Here is a 22,192-nt window from a genome sequence, read left to right as displayed (position 1 = left end):
TCCGGCAACAGCCCCGGAACGTGCCGGTCACGCTGATCCCCTACTCTCACTGAACGTGGCCGAACGCAACGACGACCCGGTGACCGCACTGGCACTGGCCGCCGGCCGAGGTGATTCCGCTGCTCTCGACGCGTTCATCAAGGCCACCCAGCGCGACGTGTGGCGCACTGTCGCTTTCCTCGGTGATCCCGGTCACGCCGACGACCTGACGCAGGAGACGTTCCTGCGTGCGCTGGGCGCACTCCCCCGCTTTTCCGGGCGATCCTCGGCCCGGACCTGGCTGCTGTCGATCGCCCGCCGCGTGGTCGTGGACCAGATCCGCCGCAATCAGGCACGACCGCGCACCACGTCCGCGATCGATGTCGAGCAGGTGCTCGACACCCGGCGCAGCGCCAGCCGGTTCGAGGACATCATCGAGATCAGGATGTTGCTCGACGGTCTGGACTCCGATCGCCGCGACGCCCTGATGCTGACCCAGGTGCTGGGACTCTCCTACGCCGAGGCGGCCGAGGTGTGCGGCTGCCCGGTGGGCACCATCCGTTCCCGGGTGGCGCGCGCCCGCGAGGATCTGCTCAGCGCCGCCAATCGCGAGGACGAGGTCGGCTGAGCCACCGCAGTTTGTTTGTCGCTCGACAACTGTTGTTCCCCGGTTAATACACCGCGCGGGGGGGGAACAGACACCGGTGACGTCTTTACCCTCACTGGCACTGGTGGCCATTTTCATCGCGTCCGCGGCCGTCATCTGGATCGCCGGGATCGAGTTGTCGCAAACGACCGACGTGCTCTCGCAGCGCTGGCATCTCGGTTCCGCACTCGGCGGGGTGATCTTGCTGGCGATCGCGACGAACCTGCCGGAGATCGCGATCACCGCCAGCGCGGCGCTGTCCCATCACGTCGACGTAGCCGTGGGCAACATCCTCGGTGGCATCGCGATCCAGACCGTGGTGCTGGCCGTTCTCGACGCCGCAGGCACGCGCCCGCGTAAACCCTTGACCTACCTGGCCGCATCGCTGACGTTGGTACTGGAAGCCGGGCTCGTGGTGGCGCTGCTGGTGATCGTGGTGATGTCCACTCAGTTGCCGAGTTCGTTGATCGCCTGGCGACTGACCCCCGGTGCAGTACTCATCGTCGTGGTGTGGGCGATCGGCCTCTTCCTGATCCGGCGGGCCGGACATGGACTGCCGTGGCACGAATCCGGGCACGCGCCGGACAGCCAAGAGAAGCCACCCGGGCACTCCACGGCGACCAACGAGAAGACCGCGACGACAAAGGGCGTCACCACCGGCCGCACCGTCACCGTTTTCACCATCGCAGCCGTCGCGACACTGGTAGCCGGTGTCGTGATCGAACGCAGCGGTGAAGAGGTGTTCGGCCGCTGGGGAATGTCTGGGGTGCTGTTCGGCGCCACCGTGCTCGCCGCCGCCACGTCACTGCCTGAGCTGTCGACGGGCTTGGCGTCGACCCGGATGGGCGACTACAAGCTGGCGATGAGCGACATCTTCGGCGGCAATGCCTTCCTGCCAGTCCTGTTCCTACTCGCGACGCTGCTATCCGGTTCGGCAGTGCTGCCGACCGCCCATCACACCGATATCTACCTGACCGCCCTGGCAGGCCTGCTCACCGTGGTGTACATGGCGGGATTGATCTTCCGCCCACAGCGGCAGTGGCTACGGATGGGACTGGATTCGATTGCCGTGGTGATCCTGTACCTCGTCGGCATCCTCGGGTTGGCGTTCATCAGCGGATAACCCTTGTCTAGTGGCAATCATTACTCATCAGCAAGGAATGCCGGCCACGCGCAGCGGGTAAGCAGTCCACATGCGTGCGTTGACAGTACAGCCCGGCCAAGCCGATTCACTCGCCGTCGAGGACATCGACGAGCCCACCGCCGGACCGGATGAGATGCGCGTGGCCGGCCTGGCGATCGGTGTCTGCGGAACGGACAAGGAGATCGCCGCCGGCGCGTACGGCTGGGCTCCGCCGGGACGTGATCGCCTGGTTCTCGGCCACGAGTCGCTGGGCCGGGTGCTCAGCGCGCCCGACGGCAGTGACTTCATCGAAGGCGACCTGGTGGTCGGCGTGGTGCGTCGACCCGATCCGGTGCCCTGCGGCGCCTGCGCCCACGGTGAGTTCGACATGTGCCGCAACGGCCGCTACACCGAACGGGGTATCAAAGAGATCGACGGATACGGCAGCGAAATCTGGTGTGTGGAAACCGATTACGCAGTCAAAATCGACGACGCTCTGGCCGAGGTCGGCATGCTGATGGAACCGACCACCGTCGTGGCCAAGGCATGGGAACAGGTGTACCGCGTCGGGCAACGGGCCTGGTTCGAACCGCGCACCGCGCTGGTCACCGGCGCAGGCCCGATCGGTCTGCTCGCGGCCCTCCTGGGCGTCCAGCACGGTCTGGAAGTCCACGTGCTGGACCGGGTCACCGACGGGCCCAAACCGGGCATCGTGGATGCCCTGAACGCCACCTACCACCACACCAGCGTCGAAGAGGCGGTCGGAAAGGTACAGCCGGATATCGTCATCGAAGCCACCGGGGTGGGCTCGCTGGTGTTCGACGCCATGAAGGTCACCGGCTCCTACGGCATCGTCGCGTTGACGGGTGTCTCTCCGACGGGCCGCAACCTCACGGTGGATGCGGGCGGGCTCAATCGCGACATCGTTCTGGAAAACGACGCGGTGGTGGGTTCGGTCAATGCCAACCTGCGCCATTACCGGCAGGCCGCCGAGGCGCTGGCGAAAGCCGATCCGACGTGGTTGGCCAGCTTGATAACCCGGCGCGTGCCGCTGCGTGACGCGACGAAGGCGTTCGCCGCCGGTGATGACGACGTCAAGGTCGTCATCACCCTCGATGAATCGCGTTAACGCTTGGTCGCGGTCACCACCAGGTACTCGGCCGAATAGGCGGTGCGCCCGGCCTCACCCGACTGGTTCCACGTCTCGAGGAACGTGAGGAAATCCCGGTCCAGGTCGGCCACCCGTTCAGGCTGATCCTTGCTGAATGCGTACGCGGCGATGGTCGGGCCGTAGTTGCGCTTCCAGTACTCGCGGAACTCCACCGGACTGGGGCTGTGCTCCATGAGTGTGGTCTGGCGTCGGAACGTGAGATCGGTGACCTTGTCGCCGAACAACTCTCGCACATGGTCTTCGTCGCCCCACAGCGGTGCGGGAGAGGCGCCCGGCAGCGGCGGTGCGGCGTACGGCTTCATCGTGGCGAACAACTGGCCGATGAAGCCCTGCGGCGTCCAGTTGATCATCCCGATCGTTCCACCAGGACGGCACACCCGCACCAACTCATCGGCCGTCGCCTGGTGGTGTGGTGCGAACATCGCCCCCAGGCACGACAACACGACATCGAAGTCGTTGTCGGCGAAGGGAAGTGCTTCGGCGTCGGCCTCGACCCACTCGAGCTCGACGCCGCGGGCGGCGGCGATTCGGCGCCCGGCGTCGAACAGCTCCGGGGTGAGGTCGCTGGCCGTCACTCTCGCGCCGGCCTCCGCGGCCGGGATCGAGGCGTTTCCGGACCCCGCCGCCACGTCGAGCACCCGCTGTCCCGGACCGACGCCCACCGCCTTGACCAGCTCTGGGCCCAGCGAACCAACAAGCTCGGCCGCCACCGACGGGTAGTCGCCCGACGCCCACAGCGCGCGGTGCTTGGCCTTGAGCGCGCGGTCGGTCGAATTATTCTGCTCTGCTCCGGTGCTCATTCCAGTTCTCCTTCACAGTCGTCATGCGCACAGGATGCGCGTACCTGTGGCACGAGAAGGAGAATTGGCCAGAAAGCCGCGGGTTGGAACTAGTCCAGAAAGCCGTGCAGCAGGGCTGCCGAGCCGGCGACGTGCGCCTGCATCGCGGCACCGGCGGCATCCGGGTCGCCGGCGAGGATCGCGATGACGATCGCCTCGTGCTGTTCGTCAGAGTGGGCAATATTGCGGCGCAGCAACGGAATCTGGTCGAGCAATGCGTTCAGCCGCATCCGGTTCTCCGCCACCAGCGGCACCAGCGACGCGGATCCGGCGGCCTCGGCGATCGCCAGGTGCAACCGCGAGTCCAGCCGACGATAGTCGTCCGCGCAGGCGCACCGAACGTCGGACAGCCGCGACCACAACCCCTCGCGCTCGGCGGCGGTCAATGTTCGGGTCGCGGCCATCCGGGCCGCGCCGACTTCGAGGATCTCGCGCAATCGCAGTGCGTCATCGATGTCGGCACGGCTGAACCGCACCACCCCTTCGGTCTGGGCGGGCAGCGACTCGGCCAGGAACGTGCCGCCGTAACGGCCGCGGCGCGACACCAGATAGCCGGCGTCGGCCAGTGACTTGATCGCCTCCCGGACCGTGTCGCGGCTGACGCCGAGCCGAGTGGCGAGTTCGCGTTCAGGTGGCAGCGAGTCGCCCGGCGTCAGCACGCCGAGCTTGATCGTCTGCAGCAGCCGGCCCACGGTGTCCTCGAACGCGTTGCCGAGGCGCACCGGACGCAGCAGCGCCTCATGGGCCTGCTGCGGTTCCGGGTCGGCCACCATGACGATTACAGCGGCGTGACGTAGTGGCCGGTGATGCCGCCGTCGACCAGGAAGCTCGACCCGGTGATGAACGACGAGTCGTCACTGGCCAGGAACGCCACCGCGGCGGCCAGCTCCTCCGGTTCGGCGAACCGGCCCATCGGCACGTGCACCAGCCGGCGGGCCGCCCGCTCGGGATCCTTGGCGAACAGCTCCCGCAGCAGCGGGGTGTTCACCGGGCCGGGGCATAGCGCGTTGACCCGAATGCCCTGACGCGCGTACTGAATTCCGAGTTCGCGCGACATCGCCAACACGCCGCCCTTGGACGCGGTATAGGAGATCTGCGAGGTGGCCGAACCGTTGACCGCGACGAACGACGCGGTGTTGATAATCGAGCCCTTCTGCGCCGGCACCATGTGCCGCAGCGCCGCCTTGCAGCAGAAGAACACCGACTTGAGGTTCACGTCCTGCACCCGGTCCCACGCGTCGATGCCGGTGTTCTCGATGAGGTCGTCGTCGGGCGGGCTGATACCGGCGTTGTTGAACGCGATGTCGACCCCGCCGTGCAGCTCGAACGCGGTGTCGAAGAGCTTGTCCACCGCTACCTGGTCGGCGACGTCGACCTGAACGAATGTCACGTTCAGGTCGTTGGCGACGGACTTGCCGGTGGTCTCGTCGAGATCCCCGATGACGACGATCGCGCCTTCGGACCGCATCCGCTTGACGGCGGCGAGGCCGATCCCGCTGGCACCACCGGTGACGACGGCGACCTTGTCCTTGAGTCGCTGGGACAGATCCATCTAGCTCTCCTCTACGGCAAAAAAGACGTTCTTGGTTTCGGTGAAGTGCAGGGGTGCGTCCGGCCCGAGTTCGCGGCCCAGCCCGGACTGCTTGAATCCACCGAACGGGGTGTTGTACCGGACCGACGAATGCGAGTTCACGCTCAGATTGCCGGCCTCGACCGCCCGCGACACCCGCATCGCCCGCGACAGGTTGTCGGTCCAGATCGAGCCGGACAGACCATATTCGGTGTCGTTGGCCAGTCCGATGGCATCAGCCTCGTCCTCGAACGGCAGCACCGTGACGACCGGGCCGAAGATCTCCTCGGTGACGGTGCGGTCGGTGCGCTGCGGGGTGAGCACCGTCGGCGGGAACCAGTAGCCGGGCCCGTTGGGCGCGGAGCCGCGGAAGGCGACGTTGGTGTCATCGGGCACGTAGGCGGCCACCGACTCGAAGTGCTTGCGGGACACCAGTGGGCCCATCTGGGTGTCCCGGGCGGCCGGATCGCCGACCACCAGGCCCTTGACGGCCGGCTCGAGCAGTTCCATGAACTTGTCGAACACACTGCGCTGCACCAGGATCCGGCTGCGCGCACAGCAGTCCTGCCCGGCGTTGTCGAACACGCCGTAGGGGGCCGTGGCGGCGGCCTTCTCCAGATCGCAGTCGGCGAAAACGATGTTGGCACTCTTGCCGCCGAGCTCCAGGGTGACCCGCTTGACCTGGTTGGCGGCCCCGGCCATCACCCTCGTGCCGACCTCGGTCGAGCCGGTGAACACGATCTTGCGCACATCCGGGTGGCTGATGAACCGCTCACCGACCACCGAACCCCGCCCGGGTAGCACCTGAAACAGGTCCTGCGGCAGACCGGCTTCCAGCGCGAGCTCACCGAGCCGCATCGAGGTCAGCGGCGTCCACTCGGCCGGTTTGAGCACCACCGCGTTTCCCGCGGCCAGCGCGGGCGCGAAGCCCCACGCCGCGATCGGCATCGGGAAGTTCCACGGCGTGATCACCCCGATCACACCCATCGGCTCGTTGAAGGTGACATCCAGGCCGCCAGCGACGGGAATCTGCTTGCCCGACAGGCGTTCCGGAGTGGCTGAATAGAACTGCAGCACATCGCGAACATGGCCGGCCTCCCACTCGGCAGCCCCGATGGGGTGCCCGGAGTTGGCGACCTCGAGCGCGGCGAGCTCACCGACGTGGGCGTCGACCGCGGCGGCGAAAGCGCGCAGCGCGGCGGCCCGCTCCGCGGGAGCCTGCCTGGCCCAGGCCTTTTGCGCGACCTTGGCACGTGCGACCGCGTCGTCTACCCCGGCGGCGTCGGTCAGCTCGACCGTGCGCAGCGCTTCTTCGGTCGCCGGATTGACCAGTTCAGTGGTACTCAATTCACTCTCTCTGTTGTAGAGGTTCGGGCGGCTTCGACCAGTCCGGCGAACACCCGAAGGTCGTCCAGGGTCTCCTCGGGGTGCCACTGCACGGCCAGGACGAAATCGTCGCCAGGCAACTCGACAGCCTCGATCACGCCCTCACTGTCGAGAGCGCTGATCATCAGCCCGTCGCCGAGCCGGTCGATCGCCTGATGGTGGTAGCACTGCGCGTTCGTGCCCTCACCGATCAATCCTGCCAGCCTGCTGCCGGCCACCGTGCTGATTGAGGAGGTGGTGAACACCGCGTTGCCCTGCTGATGGCGGGTATGCCCGACGACATCGGGCAGGTGCTGATGCAGTGTGCCGCCCAGCGCGACGTTGAGAACCTGTGCGCCGCGGCAGATTCCGAGCACGGGAAGATGCCGGTGAATCGCGGCGCTCACCAAGGCGAGCTCCCACGCGTCGCGAACGCGGTCCGGCTCATCGGTGCTGGGATGCGCGTCGTGACCGTAGGCGCCCGGGTCGACGTCCCTGCCGCCGGTGATGATCAGGCCGTGGATTCCGCCGAGGATCTGGTCGACGATGCCGGCGTCGACGGGTTGCGGCGGCAGCAGCGTCGCGATGCCACCGGCCAGCGTCACACCTTCGATGTAGATGCCGGGCAGGAAGCTGGCGTGCACATCCCAGATGCCGGTCTGAGCCTGCTGCAGGTAGGTGGTGAGGCCGATGACAGGACGCAGCCGGGCCTCGTTCTCAAAGCCGCTCAAAGCCACGCACCCTTTCCCAGTCGGTCACGGCCGAATTGAACGCGGCCAGCTCGACGCGGGCGTTGTTGAGGTAGTGCTCGACGACCTCGTCACCGAAGACTTCGCGGGCCACCGTCGATCCCTCGAACAGCGCAGCAGCCTCGGCCAGCGTGGTCGGCAAGCGCTGCGCGCCACTGGTGTAGGCGTTGCCCGCGACGGCGTCGGGCAGTTCGAGCCCGTTGTCGATTCCGTACAGACCACCGGCGATCAACGCGGCCACGGCCAAATACTGGTTGACGTCACCGCCGGGCGCCCGGCACTCCATCCGCATCCCGTTTCCGTGACCGACCACCCGCAGCGCGCAGGTCCGATTGTCCAGACCCCAGGCGATCGCGGTCGGCGCGAAGCTGCCGTCGACAAAACGTTTGTAGGAGTTGATGTTCGGCGCGTAGAACAGGGTCAGTTCACGCAGCGTCGCCAACTGGCCGGCGATGAAGCTGCGGAACATCGGTGACATGCCGAGCTCATCGTCGTCGTCGGCGAACACCGCCGACCCGTCCTCGCCGCGCAGCGAGATGTGGATATGACAGCTGTTTCCTTCGCGCTCATCGTATTTCGCCATGAACGTCAGGCTCTTGCCGTGCTGGTCGGCGATCTCCTTGGCGCCGTTCTTGTAGATCGTGTGGTTGTCGCAGGTGGTGCGGGCATGGTCGTAGCGGAAGCCGATCTCCTGCTGACCGAGGTTGCACTCGCCCTTGACACCCTCGCAGTACATGCCCGCGCCGGCCATCCCGCGGCGGATGTCACGCAGCAGCGGCTCCATCCGCGTCGAGGCCAGCATCGCGTAGTCGATGTTGTAATCGGTGGCCGGCGTCAGCCCCCGGTAGCCGGACGCCCAGGCCTCTCGATACCCGTTGTCGAACACCATGAATTCCAGCTCGGTCGAGGCATACGGCACCAGACCGCGTTCGGTGAGCCGGTCGATCTGGCGATTGAGGATGCTGCGCGGCGCCTGGACCACCGGACGGCCGTCCGTCCACGACAGGTCGGCCATCACCAGCGCAGTGGCAGGCTGCCACGGAATGCGGCGCAGCGTCGCGAAGTCGGGCGTCATCACCATGTCGCCGTAACCGGTCTCCCAGCTCGAGATCGCATAACCGTCGACGGTGTTGTTGTCGACGTCGACAGCAAGCAAATAGTTGCAACACTCCGCGCCGTGCGCGGCGACATCGTCGACGAACAGCTCGGCCGAGATCCGCTTGCCCGTCAGCCGGCCCTGCATATCGGCGAACGCAACGATGACCGTGTCGATCTCACCGGCGGCCACCAGGCTCTCCAGCTCGGCCTGCAGCAACAGACCGGGCCGGCGTCGACCAGCACCCTCAGTCGTCACGCGCGCCCCTCTCGATAGCACCGGAATGATTAGACGGAAAGTCAACCATTGGACATCGCCACGGCGGCGACATCGTCCTCCAGATTTACACGATTGTCACTCCAAAGGTAGGACACCAGACCAATAGCGCTCTATTGTCCCTACTCAGGAGAGCGCCGGTGGACGCCTCTTCGTCAGCACGCCCAGAAGGAGACACCGTGCCAGAGGGTCACGAACTACTCGACGACGACGAAAAACACCTCGCCAGCCTCGGGTATACCCAGGAGCTGCACCGGTCGTGGTCCGGCTTCAGCAATTTCGCCATCTCGTTCTCGATCATCTCGATCCTGGCGGGCTGCTTCACCTCATTCGGCCTCGGCTGGAACAACGGCGGCCCCGCGGCCATCGCCTGGGGCTGGCCGATCATCTCGGTCTTCATCCTGCTCATCGGTCTGTGTATGTCCGAGCTGGTGTCGGCCTTCCCGACATCGGGCGGAATCTATTGGTGGGCAGCCAAACTCGGCGGCCCGAAGGCCGGGTACTACACCGGCTGGCTCAACCTGATCGGCCTGATCGCGATCCTGGCCTCAGTGGCCTACGGGTCGGCCACCTTCCTGGACCTGACGCTGGGCACCTTCAGCGAGGACTGGCTGGCCGGCTACAGCCTGACCCGGACATTCATCCTGTTCCTCGTCATCCTGGTCATCGTCGCGACCATCAACATCTTCTCCAGCCACCTGCTGGCCGTGATCAACAACATCTCGGTCTGGTGGCACGTCGCGGGCGCGGCGGCCGTGATCGTCATCCTGTGGGCACTGCCCGAGCAGCACGCCAGCTTCTCCACGGTGTTCGCGACGACGGTCAACAACACCGGCTTCTTCGGCGGCTCCACCTCGGGCTTCGGCTTCCTGCTGTTCGTGCTGCCGATGTCGGCGATCCTGACCCAGTACACGATCACCGGCTACGACGCGTCGGCCCACCTGTCAGAGGAGACCAAGAGCGCGGCCGATGGCGCCGCCAAGGGCATCTGGCGCTCGATCTTCTACTCGGCGATCGGTGGCTGGATCCTGCTGCTGACCTTCCTGTTCGCAGTGCAGGACGTCGACGGCGTGACCAAGGGCGGCGGCGCTGTCGCCACGATCTTCAGCCAGGCGATGGACTCCAAGTGGGTCGGCATCGTGTTGCTGATCTCGACGGCCGGCCAGCTGTTCTGCACCACGGCCTGCCAGACCAGCGCATCGCGCATGCTGTTCGCGTTCAGCCGTGACCGGGCGGTGCCCGGACATCAACTCTGGGCGAAGCTCAGCACCAGGAAAGTGCCCGCCAACGCGGTGATGGTCACCGCGGTGATCGCCGTGATCATCACCCTGCCCGCGCTGGTGAAGGTCGACATCAACGGCGCCCCGGTGCCGGTCGCGTTCTTCGCGGTGGTCTCGATCGGCGTGGTGGGCCTCTACCTCTGCTTCGCGGTGCCGATCTACTTCCGCTGGAAGGCCGGTGACTCGTTCCCGCTCGGCCGGTGGAACCTGCGCGGGCACCACAAGTGGATGGCGCCGTTGGCCCTGGCCGAAATCATCATCACCTCGATCATCGCGATGTTCCCGACCTCGCTCGGCGGTGCTCCGTGGGATGACAGCTTCGAGTGGAAGTACGTGAACTACACCCCGTTGCTGGTCGGTGGCGTGCTGATCCTGCTTTTCATCTACTGGCATGCGTCGGTGAAGAACTGGTTCACCGGCCCGGTGCGGCAGATCGACATCACCGGTGAAGAGCTGGAGGGGGTTTCCTAAGACTCAGGAGACCACACCCCAGGCCCTCCGTGAGGCGGGCCCCGCGCCCCTCGTGCCCCAGGCCGAGGGGCGCGGTTTATGTGACTGGGGTCTCGGGCCGGTTAGGACTCGTTCCGCGCGGGTAAATAGGAGGGCCGAACTCAGCGAAACAGACGGGATAGGTCGGAACCGATGTGTGGAGCGGCGGGCGAGGTCCGTCTCGACGATCAGGCCCCCGACGTGGCCGCGGTGGCGGCCATGGCGGAAACGATGGAGCCCCGCGGGCCGGACGCCGCGGGCGTGTGGTCGCAGGGCCGGGTGGCGCTCGGCCATCGTCGGCTGAAGATCATCGACCTGTCCGAGGCCGGTGCACAGCCGATGGTGGACGCCGACCTCGGGCTGACGATCGCCTGGAACGGCTGCATCTACAACTACGAAGCCCTGCGCGACGAGCTCGCCGGGCACGGTTACCGGTTCTTCTCGCACAGCGACACCGAGGTGCTGCTCAAGGCGTACCACCACTGGGGTGACAAGTTCGTCGACCGGCTGTACGGGATGTTCGCGTTCGCCATCACCGAGCGCGACAGCGGCCGTGTGCTGCTCGGCCGCGACCGGCTGGGCATCAAACCGCTGTACATCAGCGAGGACTCGCACCGCATCCGGTTCGCGTCGTCACTTCCCGCGCTGCTGGCCGGCGGCGGCGTCGACACCCGCATCGACCCGATCGCCCTGCACCACTACCTGACCTTCCACTCGGTGGTGCCCGCCCCGCGAACCATCCTGTGCGGAGTCCGCAAACTCTCCCCCGGCACGCTGCTGGCCATCGAGCCCGACGGCAAGCGACGGGAAATCACTTACTGGTCACCGGATTTCAGCCGCCGCGAAGACCGCGCGGACTGGAGCGAACGCGATTGGGAGGACGCGGTTCTCGACGCCCTACGAGCCGCCGTCAAGCGCCGTCTGGTCGCCGACGTGCCCGTCGGCTGCCTGCTTTCCGGCGGGGTGGACTCGAGCCTGATCGTCGGTCTGCTCGCCGAAGCCGGACAACACGGCCTGTCGACGTTCTCCATCGGCTTCGAGTCGGTCGGCGGGGTCAAGGGCGACGAGTTCATGTACTCCGACATCGTGGCCAAGCGGTTCGGCACCGACCACCATCAGATCCGCATCGACACCGCCCGCATGCTGCCCGCCCTCGAAGGCGCGATCGGCGCGATGAGCGAGCCGATGGTCTCCCACGACTGCGTGGCGTTCTACCTACTGAGCCAGGAAGTCGCCAAGCACGTGAAGGTGGTGCAATCCGGCCAGGGCGCCGACGAGGTCTTCGCCGGCTACCACTGGTATCCCCCGATGGCCGAACCCGACGCCGCCAGCGTCGATGGCTCCGTCGCGCGCTACCGCGGGGCGTTCTTCGACCGCGACCATGACGGGGTGGCCGCACTGCTCTCCGATGAGCGGCTCAGCGGCCGCGAGGATCCCAGCCTGACGTTCGTCGCCGAGCACTTCGCCAAGCCCGGAGCGCAGACCGGTGTGGACCGCGCCCTGCGCCTGGACACCACCGTGATGCTGGTCGACGATCCGGTCAAACGCGTCGACAACATGACGATGGCGTGGGGGCTGGAAGGCCGCGTGCCATTCCTCGACCACGACCTGGTCGAGCTGGCAGCGACCTGCCCGCCCGAGCTGAAGACCGCGCACGGCGGCAAGGGCGTACTGAAAGAAGCTGCCCGCCAAGTCATTCCGGCCGAGGTGATCGACCGGCCGAAGGGGTACTTCCCGGTGCCGGCGTTGACCCATCTGGAGGGGCCGTACCTGGAGATGGTGCGCGACGCGCTGTACGCACCGCAGGCCAAGGAACGCGGCCTGTTCCGGCCCGAGGCCGTCGAGCGGTTACTGGCCGATCCCAATGGCCGGCTGACGCCGCTGCGCGGCAACGAGCTGTGGCAGATCGGGCTTCTCGAGCTGTGGTTACAGCAGCACGGAATCACCGGGCCGGCCGCATGACCGCGCACACCGAGGCCATCACGATGGGGCTGCACGACGCCTCCCCCCAAGAGCTGGTCCGGGAGATGTCGGATGACGTGGTGCTCGAACTCGGTTGGGGCAGGCTGATATTCGGTCAGACCTTCGCCGATCCCGACAAGCTGGCCGCCGTGCTGCAGCATGAGGAGCAGGGCCGCCGCGACATCTGCATCTACGCGCGCGAATCGCATGTCCTGGTGGCCAAGTCGCCGGCCGAGCTCTTCATCGATCCCAGCCACACCTACCGCTGGCGGCTGCACCCCGACGAGCCCGAGGGCCCCGCTCCGGTCGGATTCACCGTCCGCCCGCTGCGCGATCAGGCCGAGGCCGACGAGATGAACCGGGTGTACGTGCGCTGTGGCATGGTGCCCGCCCCCACCGAACTGATCTGGAACAACCACCTGCACTGCGACGCGGTCGAGTATCTGGTCGCGGTCCGCGACGACGACGGATCGGTGGTCGGAACCGTCACGGGTGTGGACCACAAGCGGCTGTTCAACGACCCCGAGGACGGCTCGAGTCTGTGGACACTGGCCGTCGACCCGACCGCCAGCCTGCCCGGGATCGGCGCATCGCTGACCCGCACGTTGGCCGCGGTTTTCCGCGGGCGGGACCGCGCCTACATGGATCTGTCCGTGGCCTACGACAACGAGGCCGCGATCGCGCTGTATGAGAAGCTCGGCTTCCAGCGCGTGCCGGTGCTGGCCGTCAAACGCAAGAACGCGATCAACGAGCCGCTGTTCACCCCCGCGCGGGAGACCGTCGACGACCTCAATCCGTATGCGCGCATCATCGCCGACGAGGCCATGCGCCGCGGTATCCACATCGAGGTGCTCGACGCCGAGACCGGTGAGATGCGGTTGTCGTACGGCGGGCGCAGCGTGGTGACCCGGGAGTCCTTGAGCGAATACACCTCCGCGGTGGCGATGAGCCGCTGCGACGACAAGCGGCTGACCCGGCGCATCGTGTCCGAGGCAGGCATCGTCGTGCCGAAAGGCAGGCTGGCCACCTTCGATGCCGAAGACCACGCATTCCTGGCCGAGGTCGGCGACGTCGTCGTCAAACCGACGCGCGGTGAACAGGGCAAGGGCATCACCGTCGGGGTGGACAGCCCCGAAGCGCTGGATGCCGCACTGGCCCGCGCCCGCGAACAGCACCCTGAGGTGTTGATCGAACAACGCGCTCCCGGCGACGATCTACGCCTGGTGGTGATCGACGGCAAGGTCGTCGCGGCCGCACTGCGGAAACCGGCGGCGATTGTCGGGACCGGTAAGCACACCATCAGGGAACTGATCGAGACGCAGAGCCGTCGCCGCGCCGCGGCAACCGGCGGCGAATCGCGCATCCCGCTCGACGATGTCACCGAAGCGACGGTGGCCGAATCCGGTTGGTCATTCGATGACGTTCTGCCCGAAGGCGAGCGGCTGCGCGTGCGCAAGACGGCGAACCTGCATCAGGGCGGCACCATTCACGACGTGACAGCGATCGTGCATCCCGAGCTGTGCCGGGTGGCCGTGGTGGCCGCCGAGGCCATCGGCATTCCGGTCACCGGCATCGACCTGCTGGTGCCCGACGTGACCCGCGACGAGTACGTGTTCGTCGAAGCCAACGAACGCCCCGGCCTGGCCAATCACGAGCCGCAGCCGACCGCACAGGCTTTCGTGGATTTCCTGTTCCCCGGCCAGCCGGGTCTACCGCAGGCGTGGACCCCTCAGGAAGCGACGGACGCGCCGCCGCGCTGACCTCACCAGGTGCTGGTGCGTAACACGATCTCGGCGGCCAGCTGCGCGGTGGACTCCGCGGCGTTGCGCCGGCCGGTGAACTCCACCAGTCGGTAGTCGCTGTAGACGTAGCGCTGGCTGGCCCGGGCCAAAGCGCGTGCGGCGGGAGTGCTGACCAGCGCGGTGGTGTTGATCTCCACCGGCGGGCAATCCTCGTCGCGGACCACGCCGTTCTGGTCGGGAACACGCGGGTGCCCGCGGTCGATGACGACGAGACCGGTGAACCGGTCCAGACGGGTGGCGGCCAATTCCCACGCGAGCTCGGCGCCGGCGCGGTCGCCCACGAGGATTCCCCAGCGGACGTCGAGTGCGTCGAGGATGCCGATCACCGCTTTGGGATGTAGCCGTGGGTCCGCGCCGATGACAACCGTGCGCACCGACGCCGTGTGCAAGCGCTGACAGACCCCGTCATAGGCGGCCGGTGCGTGCTGGGCGGCTCCCAGGATGACGACGTAGGGGCCCTTCTCCGGGCCGGTCACGCTGACCGGGACGGGGAACCCATCGACAGTCACCATTGTCGAAGGCATTTCGCCACGTTACTGCGAAAGTGGCTTTCACGAGGCAGTTTCCGCAGGGTTCCTCATCTCCTACTCAGGTCGCGCGACGGATCTTCACAGACTGTTTGGCAAATACATCCAGAAATGTCTGTGGCAGTGACGCTTTGGCGTCGATGCTGGGATCAGGTGTGGGAAAAGCGATTCCGAAAACTCCATACCTGCCCACATTCTGGAATGCCATGTAAACACTACTGGCCGAACCCATCAGCTGCATCGTTTGCTGGTATGCCAATGCGTCGTCACTCAAGCCGGGGAGGTCGGTGGTGGTGATGGGGATGCCCTTGCTGTTGGTGTCGAAGTACGTCTCGAACTTCGCGCAGCGGCCGGCGGCTGCCTCGAGCCTGTCCAGATCCAACGGCCACGACAGCACCGTCATCACGATGCGGGCACCGTTGTAGGAAGCCGAGTATTTCGCCGCGCTGCCCGGCCCGCGCTCGGCCGAGTCGGCGATGACATTGGTCAGGGCATTGGCACAGCCCTCGGGGCGGGACCGCATCGACGGCGGACTACCGGAGTTGTCCGGTTGGCCGAGTTGTTCGACGATGCGGTCGTACTGCACGCCGGGCGGGAAATCGCCCGGGCCCAGCGCGGCCTTCTCCAGTGTGGCGCCCGGCCACGTCGCGGTACCGGACACGGTCGAGCCGCAGCCGGCCAGCAACACCGCGCCCACCGCTGCGACAGCTCCAAGCGCCCGACCCGACATCGTTTCAGGCTACCGGTGCAATCGGGTACTCACCGTCGGTCGCACGGCACCGCCACCGTTGAGCAGTGACAACAGCGCGTCGATGTCGACGTGCTCGACGAGTAGATCGGCCATCAGATCAAGCTGGGCATCCCGGCGGGCGGGCACCTGGGTGTCGGCCGCAACCTCGAAACCGGATCGTCCGGCGGACGCGGCGGCGGTGGTGAGCCAGTCGCGCCGGAATTCGTCGTTGTCCAACAGGCCATGCCAATGGGTGCCGAACACCGCGCCGCGGACGTAGCCCTGGGCGCTGCCGTCGGCGTCGAACCAGCCGTCCTCGCCGCAGCGGGACACCCGGCCGTGATGGATTTCGTAGCCGCTCAATGGACTCTGCCAGTGCCGCAGCACCTTCTCCGGCGCGAAATCGACGTCCAGGTCGAGCAGTCCCAGCCCCGCCACATCGCCGGAGCGGGTTTCGACGGTGTCGCCGATCCGGTGCCCCAGCATCTGAAAGCCGCCGCAGATGCCCAGTACCGGGCGGCCCGCGGATGCGTGCGCGATGATCGCGTCGGCCAGCCCTCGTTCCCGCAACCACATCAAGTCGGCGACGGTGGCCTTGCTGCCGGGGATGACGACGACATCGGCGTCGGCCAGCTCGGCGGGCTCGCTCGCCCACCGGACCAGCACCCCGGGTTCGCAGGCCAGCGCTTCGATGTCGGTGGAATTGGAGATGCGCGGCAGCCGGATCGCCGTGACCCGCAGCCACTGCTCGCCGCGCGGCGGCGCCGGAACCCCGACGACGTGGCCGGCCACCACCGACACCGAGTCCTCCGCGTCCAGCCACAGTTCGTCGCTGTACGGGACGATGCCGTAGGTGGGGCGCCCGGTGAGCTCGGCGAGCTGGTCGAGGCCCGGCGCCAGCAGCGCGGGGTCGCCGCGAAACTTGTTGACGATAAAGCCCGCGATCAGCGCCTGGTCTTCCGGCGACAGGACGGCGACCGTGCCGAACAAGTGGGCCAGCAGCCCACCGCGATCGATGTCGCCCACGATCACCACGGGAAGGTTGGCCGCGCGCGCCAAGCCCATGTTGGCCAGATCCGTTGCCCGCAAGTTGATCTCGGCCGGCGAGCCCGCGCCTTCACACAACACGACATCGAATTCGGCTCGCAGCGATGCCAATTCATCGGCAACCACTCCGGCAAGGCGGTCACGGTGCTCGATGTAGTCGCGCGCGCTCACCTGCGCCACCGGGTGGCCCTTGACCACCAGCTGCGAGGTGCGGTCACTGCCGGGTTTGAGCAGCACCGGGTTGAATCGGGTGCTGGGCGCCAGGCCCGCCGCGCGGGCCTGCATGCCCTGGGCCCGGCCGATCTCGCCGCCGTCGACGGTGACCACCGAGTTGTTGCTCATGTTCTGCGCCTTGAACGGCGCCACCCGAATTCCCTTGCGCGCCAACAATCGGCACAAGCCGGCGACGACCATCGACTTGCCGGCGTCCGAGGTGGTGCCCGCGATCAGCAGCGCGCCGCCAGTCACGGTGCGAGCGTCAGTATTTCCGCGCCATCCTCGGTGACGACCAGGGTGTGCTCGAATTGCGCCGTCCACTTACGGTCTTTGGTGGCCACCGTCCAGCCGTCGTCCCAGATCTCGTAGTCCAGTGCCCCGAGGTTAATCATCGGCTCGATGGTGAACGTCATCCCCGGCTCCAGCACGGTCTCCACCTCGGGCTGGTCATAGTGCAGCACCACCAGACCGTTGTGGAACGTGGTGCCGATGCCATGGCCGGTGAAGTCGCGAACCACGTTGTAGCCGAAGCGATTTGCGTATGCCTCGATCACCCGGCCGACGACCGACAATGCCCGGCCGGGTTTGACCGCCTTGATGGCGCGCATCGTCGCCTCGTGGGTGCGCTCGACAAGCAGGCGGTGCTCCTCGCTGACGTCACCGGCCAGGAACGTGGCATTGGTGTCGCCGTGTACACCGTTGATGTACGCGGTGACATCGATGTTGACGATGTCGCCGTCCTCGATAACGGTCGAGTCCGGGATGCCGTGGCAGATGATCTCGTTGAGCGATGTGCAGCACGACTTCGGAAATCCCTTGTAGTACAAGGTCGACGGGTAGGCGCCGTGATCGATCATGTAGTCGTGGGCGATGCGATCCAGCTCGTCGGTGGTGACCCCGGGTGCGACCGCCTTGCCTGCCTCGGCCAGCGCCCCGGCGGCGATCCGCCCGGCGATGCGCATCTTCTCGATGACCTCGGGGGTCTGGACCCACGGTTCGCTGCCTTCGGCGACGGTCGACTTGCCGACGTATTCGGGCCGCTCGATCGCCGTGGGGACCGGCAGTTCTGGTGAGACCACTCCGGGCCGGAGTGCAGTGCGTACAGCCATGTCGCCAGCCTAATGGCGCCGCAACAGCGGGCGCTTGGGACCGCGGACGTTGACCGACCCCATCACCACCCGCCCGGTGAGCACGACATGCGGGCTGCCCTCGGCCGGAGGTTCCTTGCGGCGGTCACGGGCACTGCCGGCGTAGACCGTGACATCGTCAATCGATGCACTGGCACCGTCGGGCAACCGGAGATCGAGCGACCCGCGCACCAGATCGAGTTCGATCACCACGACGGGTCCGGCGAACCGGGCGTTGGTCAGGTCGAGGTCGACCGAGCCGACGCGGCGCACCAGCGCCAGCCGGGTCGGCACGGTCCACTCCCCGTGCCGCTTGAGCGAGCCCATCCAGCCCCGGAGTTCCACCCGGTCCGCCGCCGAGGTGACGATGGCGCCCGGCCCGGGCAGATCGTCGACCAGAGCGTTGAGATCTTCGTGCATCCGGGCCGCCGACACCTGCGCCGAACGCTCCTCGAATTCGCCGATATCGATCAGCCCCAGCGCGACGGCGTTGTGCAGCCGCCGCAGCGTTCCGTTGCGATCAGCGTCGGAAACCCGCAGCCCAGGGGTGTGCTCGATTCCAGTCATGGCCATTCCACGGTACCTGTTCCACCTCGGCTAGCCTGGGCCGATGAGTGCGTCGATCTCTGGGCTGCCGCGCCGAACCGTCCTGATCGGGGCCGCCGTCGTACCGATCGCCGGCTGCAACGCCAACACCGGTGAACTCGTCGCACCGCCGACGACCGCAGCGCCGGGTCAGGTTCTGGCCGCCACCACCGAGATCCCGGTGGGCTCGGGCAAGGTCGTCGGCGACACCGTGGTGACTCAGCCGACAGCCGGGGTCTTCGACGCGTTCGTCGCCCGGTGCACCCATGCCGGCTGCAAGCTGTCCTCGGTCACCGACGGCAGGCTCGACTGCCCGTGTCACGGCAGCCGTTTCGGCCTCGACGGCGCGGTGCTGCGCGGGCCGGCCATGACGCCGTTGACCGCGGTGGCGGTCAAGGTCGCCGGCGGCAACGTCGTCGCCGGCTGACTCAGAGCCGGGCGGCCGCCCCGGTCAGCACGTCCTGCGCGCCCAGCCAGGTGTCGCGGACGATGTCGGCGACCGGGAGAACCTGGCCGATGCGTGACGAGACCTGGCCGGTGTTGGCCACACTGGCCTCCATGTCGCCTTCAAAGTAGAGCTCGGTCACGCCGCTGATCAGCGGCGCGGTCGCGCCTTCGGTCGACACCCGGCGAGCCAGACCGACATGCAACACCCGCATCGTCGGATTACCGGGCAAGTCGAGCAGGATCGTCCCGGAGTCGTCGGCGGCGACGATGGCGTCCTTGAAGTTCGCGTGCACGGCCGCCTCCCGGCTGGCCAGCATCCGGGTGCCCATCTGCACACCCTCGGCACCCAGCACCACCGCGGCGGCAGCCGAGCGGGCGTCGCAGATTCCACCGGCCGCGATCAGCGGCAGATCGACCTGTTCGGCGATCAGCGGGAGCAACACCAGGGTGGACGCCCCGAGCGCCGACTTGAAACCGCCACCCTCGACGCCCTCGACCACCAACGCATCCACGCCGGCGTCGACAGCCTTCAACGCCCCTTTCAGCGAACCCACCACGTGCACCACCGTCATGCTCGCGTCGTGCAGTCGCGCGGTGAACAAGGCCGGGTCGCCCGCGGAGGTGAAGACATGCCGGACGTTCGCCTCGGCCAGTACATCGACGATCGACGGATCCCGCTTCCATCCTTGGATCATCAGGTTCGCGCCGACCGGAAGGTCGGTGAGATCGCGCACCCGGAGCAAATCGGCGCGACCTTCCGGCGTGAGGGTTTCGATCACCCCGAGTCCGCCGGCCTCGGACACCGCGGCGGCGAGCGACGCACGCGCGATGTAGGTCATCGGCGCTTGAACCACGGGGTAGGTGACCCCGAGCAAACTCTGAATCCGGTTGGTCACGCCTCATCTAAACACCCGGGAAGCTCCGGTCTCGACCAGGCAACGACCCGCGAACGTTTTGAACATGCAGGTGCAATTCTGGCAACGGATATATACTGACTTGCACATCTTCTAGCTGCATATTTGGAGGTCTCACGATGCGCTATCAAATAATTGCTCGCCGCATGTCGCCATCCCACAGTGACGACTATCGCCACGTCGTGGAGGTTCAGTACCGCGTCGGCGGTGACATCGGGAGCTGCCGGCGCGAGCAGATGGTCAACCGACTCGGCCGCGGCGACACCGCGTATATCGCGGGCGATGACTACCACTCAGAGGTCGGCGTCTTCGACCTGTTCAGGTCCAGGGCCCTGCGGCGGGACAAGTATCTGCGGAGCTACGGTCACGACGACCACTGGAACGACAGCCTGCTGCAGTTGCCGGCGTTCTGAGGCCGGACCCGCGGTCAGGCCAGATAGTCGGCGGGAAGCTCCTGCAGCATCATCTTGACCATCCGGACGGCATACTCCGAACTACCGCCACCCACGATCAGCGCCGCGAACGCCATGTCACCGCGGTAGCCGGCGAACCAGGCGTGCGAGCCGCCCTCGAACTCCGCCTCCCCCGTCTTACCGCGCACGTCGCCGGCGTCGTTGATGTCCTTGGCGGTGCCGTTGGTCACCACCAATCGCATCATCGGGCGCAAGCCGTCGAGCATGGCCGGCGAGATCGGCGGATGATCACCGGTCTCGGCGGTCTGGCTGCCCACAATCAGGTGCGGGCTGGGCGTCTTGCCCGCCGCCACGGTCGCGGCCACCAGTGCCATTCCGAAGGGCGTGACCAGGACCTTGCCTTGGCCGAAACCGTCCTCGGTGCGTTCGGCCAGGTTCACCGTCGGCGGCACCGTGCCGGTGACCGTGGTCAATCCATCGATCGTGTAGTCCGGGCCGATGCCGTACTGCGAGGCGGCGACGGTCAGCGCGGTCGGGGGCATCCGGCTGGCCAGTTCGGCGAACGTGGTGTTGCACGAGTTCGCGAACGCCTTGGACATCGGGACCGTGCCGAGGTCGAACTTGTTGTAGTTCGGCACCGTTCGGTGGCCGATGTCGATCTCACCCGGGCAGCCGAGCAGGGTGTTGGGCGTGGCCATGTTGCGGTCGATGGCCGCGCCGGCGGTGATGATCTTGAAGGTCGAACCCGGCGGGTACAGGCCGGTGGTGGCCGCCGGGCCGTCGGCGTCGGCCGCCGCGTTCTGCGCGACACCGAGGATTTCACCGGTCGACGGCTTGATCACCACCAGCATCGCCTTGCGGCCCTGGGTGTCGACGGCGTGCTGCGCGGCGTTCTGCACCGCGCGGTCCAGCGTGATGGAGATCGACGGCGCCGGGGTCGGCGCGACCTCGTGCAGCACGTCGATGTCGGCGCCGTTCTGGTTGACGCTGACCACTTTCCAGCCGGCCTCGCCGTCGAGCTGGTCGATCACCGCCTTCTTCACCTGGTTGATGACGGCCGGGGCGAAGTGGTCGTCGGTCGGCAGCAGGTCGGCCTGCGGAGTGACGACGACGCCCGGCAGCATGTCCAGCGCTTGGCCCACCTTGTCGTGGTCCGCCGGTTTCAGCGTCACCAGATCCAGCGGCGCGCTCGAGGAGCTGGCCTGTTCCGCCAGACGCTGCGGGTCCAGGGTGTTGTCGAACTGGCGCAGCTGGTCGGCGACCACCCGCGCGGTGGACATCAGCGCGCTGCCCGCCTTGGCGGCGTCGAGCTGATAGCGGTAGAGGTTGGCCGGGGCCAGCACGTCGGTACCGCCAAGCTCATTGACCGACGCCCGGCGAGGCGCTTCGGCACGCAGTGAAAAATGTTGATGCTCACCGAGTTTGGGATGCAATCCGGTGGGGGTCCAGCGGACGCGCCAGTTGCCCTCGTCGCGGATCATCTGCAGCACGCCGTCGTAGGTCCAGGTTCGCTTCTTCGGCAGCTGCCAGGTGAAGCGGTAGTTCACGCTGCCCGTGTCTTCGGTGTAGCGCGAGCCGAGGATCTGGGCGTCGAGGTGGGTGGCCTGCAACCCGGCCCACGCCTCGTTGAGCGCGGCCTGGGCATCGGCCGGCTTGTCGGAGAGCTGAGCCGCCGACGCGGTGTCCCCCTTCGTGAGGTCGGCGAAGAACTTCTCCGCGGCCGGCCCCGGCCCGTCCGGGCGCGGGGTGCACGCCGACAGCGTCGCCGATGCCGCCACCACCGCCAAAACCGAGATGACGCCTGTGACTCGTGTTGCTAATGAGGTGCAAGTAGCCATT

Annotated in this window: 21 protein-coding genes; 8 read left to right on the top strand and 13 right to left on the bottom strand. The window is 67.0% G+C overall.

The window, feature by feature from the left end; all coding sequences use genetic code 11:
- Positions 1–55 precede the first annotated feature (55 nt).
- From sigC to K0O64_RS10750, 3 genes are all read left to right on the top strand, one after another.
- The gene (sigC, locus tag K0O64_RS10760) at positions 56–607 is read left to right on the top strand and encodes an RNA polymerase sigma factor SigC (protein ID WP_071946006.1); all 552 of its coding nucleotides are present in this window, start codon (positions 56–58) and stop codon (positions 605–607) included.
- A 76-nt stretch (positions 608–683) separates the two neighbouring features.
- The gene (locus K0O64_RS10755) at positions 684–1,748 is read left to right on the top strand and encodes a sodium:calcium antiporter (protein ID WP_096311118.1); all 1,065 of its coding nucleotides are present in this window, start codon (positions 684–686) and stop codon (positions 1,746–1,748) included.
- Positions 1,749–1,818: 70 nt separating this feature from the next.
- The gene (locus K0O64_RS10750; RefSeq protein ID WP_096311117.1) at positions 1,819–2,877 is read left to right on the top strand and encodes a glucose 1-dehydrogenase; all 1,059 of its coding nucleotides are present in this window, start codon (positions 1,819–1,821) and stop codon (positions 2,875–2,877) included.
- Here K0O64_RS10750 and K0O64_RS10745 read toward each other — a convergent pair.
- The 6 genes from K0O64_RS10745 to K0O64_RS10720 all read right to left on the bottom strand — a co-directional run bounded on the left by K0O64_RS10745 (position 2,874) and on the right by K0O64_RS10720 (position 8,796).
- Positions 2,874–3,719: a class I SAM-dependent methyltransferase gene (locus K0O64_RS10745; RefSeq protein WP_096311116.1), complete on the bottom strand. Its 846-nt coding sequence runs from the start codon at positions 3,717–3,719 to the stop codon at positions 2,874–2,876. The two genes, K0O64_RS10750 and K0O64_RS10745, sit on opposite strands and share 4 nt — an antisense overlap.
- A gap of 89 nt (positions 3,720–3,808) precedes the next feature.
- Complete coding sequence (locus K0O64_RS10740) at positions 3,809–4,531, bottom strand: FadR/GntR family transcriptional regulator (RefSeq protein ID WP_071946018.1); 723 nt, start codon at positions 4,529–4,531, stop codon at positions 3,809–3,811.
- Between the two features lie 5 nt (positions 4,532–4,536).
- A complete protein-coding gene (locus K0O64_RS10735) occupies positions 4,537–5,310 on the bottom strand; it encodes a 3-oxoacyl-ACP reductase (protein ID WP_096311115.1) in 774 nt (257 codons plus the stop codon).
- Positions 5,311–6,675 carry an aldehyde dehydrogenase family protein gene (locus K0O64_RS10730; RefSeq protein ID WP_096311114.1) on the bottom strand — a complete coding sequence of 455 codons (1,365 nt, stop codon included), beginning with the start codon at positions 6,673–6,675 and terminating at the stop codon, positions 5,311–5,313.
- Positions 6,672–7,424, bottom strand: a complete 753-nt coding sequence (locus K0O64_RS10725) for a gamma-glutamyl-gamma-aminobutyrate hydrolase family protein (RefSeq protein ID WP_164520051.1) — start codon at positions 7,422–7,424, stop codon at positions 6,672–6,674. The genes K0O64_RS10730 and K0O64_RS10725 overlap by 4 nt, the downstream gene beginning before the upstream one ends.
- Entirely contained in the window at positions 7,411–8,796 is a 1,386-nt protein-coding gene (locus K0O64_RS10720; protein ID WP_096311113.1) for a glutamine synthetase family protein, read from the bottom strand. The genes K0O64_RS10725 and K0O64_RS10720 overlap by 14 nt, the downstream gene beginning before the upstream one ends.
- A gap of 197 nt (positions 8,797–8,993) precedes the next feature.
- On the opposite strand from K0O64_RS10720, the gene K0O64_RS10715 reads away from it, so the two are divergent.
- The 3 genes from K0O64_RS10715 to ngg all read left to right on the top strand — a co-directional run bounded on the left by K0O64_RS10715 (position 8,994) and on the right by ngg (position 14,305).
- Complete coding sequence (locus tag K0O64_RS10715; RefSeq protein WP_096311112.1) at positions 8,994–10,565, top strand: amino acid permease; 1,572 nt, start codon at positions 8,994–8,996, stop codon at positions 10,563–10,565.
- 171 nt (positions 10,566–10,736) lie between these two features.
- Complete coding sequence (locus tag K0O64_RS10710) at positions 10,737–12,545, top strand: N-acetylglutaminylglutamine amidotransferase (protein ID WP_071946032.1); 1,809 nt, start codon at positions 10,737–10,739, stop codon at positions 12,543–12,545.
- On the top strand, positions 12,542–14,305 hold the full coding sequence (gene ngg / locus K0O64_RS10705) for an N-acetylglutaminylglutamine synthetase (RefSeq protein ID WP_096311111.1): 1,764 nt from the start codon (positions 12,542–12,544) through the stop codon (positions 14,303–14,305). Before K0O64_RS10710 ends, ngg begins: the two co-directional genes overlap by 4 nt.
- Positions 14,306–14,307: 2 nt before the next feature.
- Here the strand turns inward: ngg and K0O64_RS10700 are convergent, their stop codons facing one another.
- The 5 genes from K0O64_RS10700 to K0O64_RS10680 all read right to left on the bottom strand — a co-directional run bounded on the left by K0O64_RS10700 (position 14,308) and on the right by K0O64_RS10680 (position 18,561).
- The gene (locus K0O64_RS10700) at positions 14,308–14,871 is read right to left on the bottom strand and encodes an alpha/beta hydrolase (protein WP_071946039.1); all 564 of its coding nucleotides are present in this window, start codon (positions 14,869–14,871) and stop codon (positions 14,308–14,310) included.
- 64 nt (positions 14,872–14,935) lie between these two features.
- Entirely contained in the window at positions 14,936–15,604 is a 669-nt protein-coding gene (locus tag K0O64_RS10695) for a hypothetical protein (protein ID WP_096311110.1), read from the bottom strand.
- Between the two features lie 9 nt (positions 15,605–15,613).
- A complete protein-coding gene (locus tag K0O64_RS10690; protein ID WP_096311109.1) occupies positions 15,614–17,119 on the bottom strand; it encodes a cobyric acid synthase in 1,506 nt (501 codons plus the stop codon).
- The gene (gene map / locus K0O64_RS10685) at positions 17,116–17,976 is read right to left on the bottom strand and encodes a type I methionyl aminopeptidase (RefSeq protein WP_096311108.1); all 861 of its coding nucleotides are present in this window, start codon (positions 17,974–17,976) and stop codon (positions 17,116–17,118) included. Before map ends, K0O64_RS10690 begins: the two co-directional genes overlap by 4 nt.
- A 9-nt stretch (positions 17,977–17,985) precedes the next feature.
- The gene (locus K0O64_RS10680) at positions 17,986–18,561 is read right to left on the bottom strand and encodes a DUF1707 SHOCT-like domain-containing protein (protein WP_096312792.1); all 576 of its coding nucleotides are present in this window, start codon (positions 18,559–18,561) and stop codon (positions 17,986–17,988) included.
- A 43-nt stretch (positions 18,562–18,604) separates the two neighbouring features.
- Here K0O64_RS10680 and K0O64_RS10675 point away from each other — a divergent pair, with 43 nt between their 5' ends.
- Complete coding sequence (locus tag K0O64_RS10675; RefSeq protein ID WP_164520050.1) at positions 18,605–19,006, top strand: QcrA and Rieske domain-containing protein; 402 nt, start codon at positions 18,605–18,607, stop codon at positions 19,004–19,006.
- Between the two features lies 1 nt (position 19,007).
- Here K0O64_RS10675 and K0O64_RS10670 read toward each other — a convergent pair whose 3' ends face one another.
- Positions 19,008–19,922 carry an NAD(P)H-dependent flavin oxidoreductase gene (locus K0O64_RS10670; RefSeq protein WP_096311107.1) on the bottom strand — a complete coding sequence of 305 codons (915 nt, stop codon included), beginning with the start codon at positions 19,920–19,922 and terminating at the stop codon, positions 19,008–19,010.
- Positions 19,923–20,086: 164 nt separating this feature from the next.
- Here K0O64_RS10670 and K0O64_RS10665 point away from each other — a divergent pair, with 164 nt between their 5' ends.
- Complete coding sequence (locus K0O64_RS10665) at positions 20,087–20,353, top strand: hypothetical protein (protein ID WP_096311106.1); 267 nt, start codon at positions 20,087–20,089, stop codon at positions 20,351–20,353.
- A 14-nt stretch (positions 20,354–20,367) separates the two neighbouring features.
- Here K0O64_RS10665 and K0O64_RS10660 read toward each other — a convergent pair whose 3' ends face one another.
- Positions 20,368–22,191 (bottom strand): penicillin-binding transpeptidase domain-containing protein, encoded by a 1,824-nt coding sequence (locus K0O64_RS10660; RefSeq protein WP_096311105.1) that lies wholly within the window; start codon positions 22,189–22,191, stop codon positions 20,368–20,370.
- Between the last annotated feature and the right edge of the window lies 1 nt (position 22,192).

The organism is Mycolicibacterium pallens (assembly GCF_019456675.1).
Taxonomy (GTDB): Bacteria; Actinomycetota; Actinomycetes; order Mycobacteriales; family Mycobacteriaceae; genus Mycobacterium; species Mycobacterium crocinum.
The sequence above is the reverse complement of the archived record's forward strand: the minus strand, read 5'-3'. Positions and strand labels throughout refer to the sequence as shown.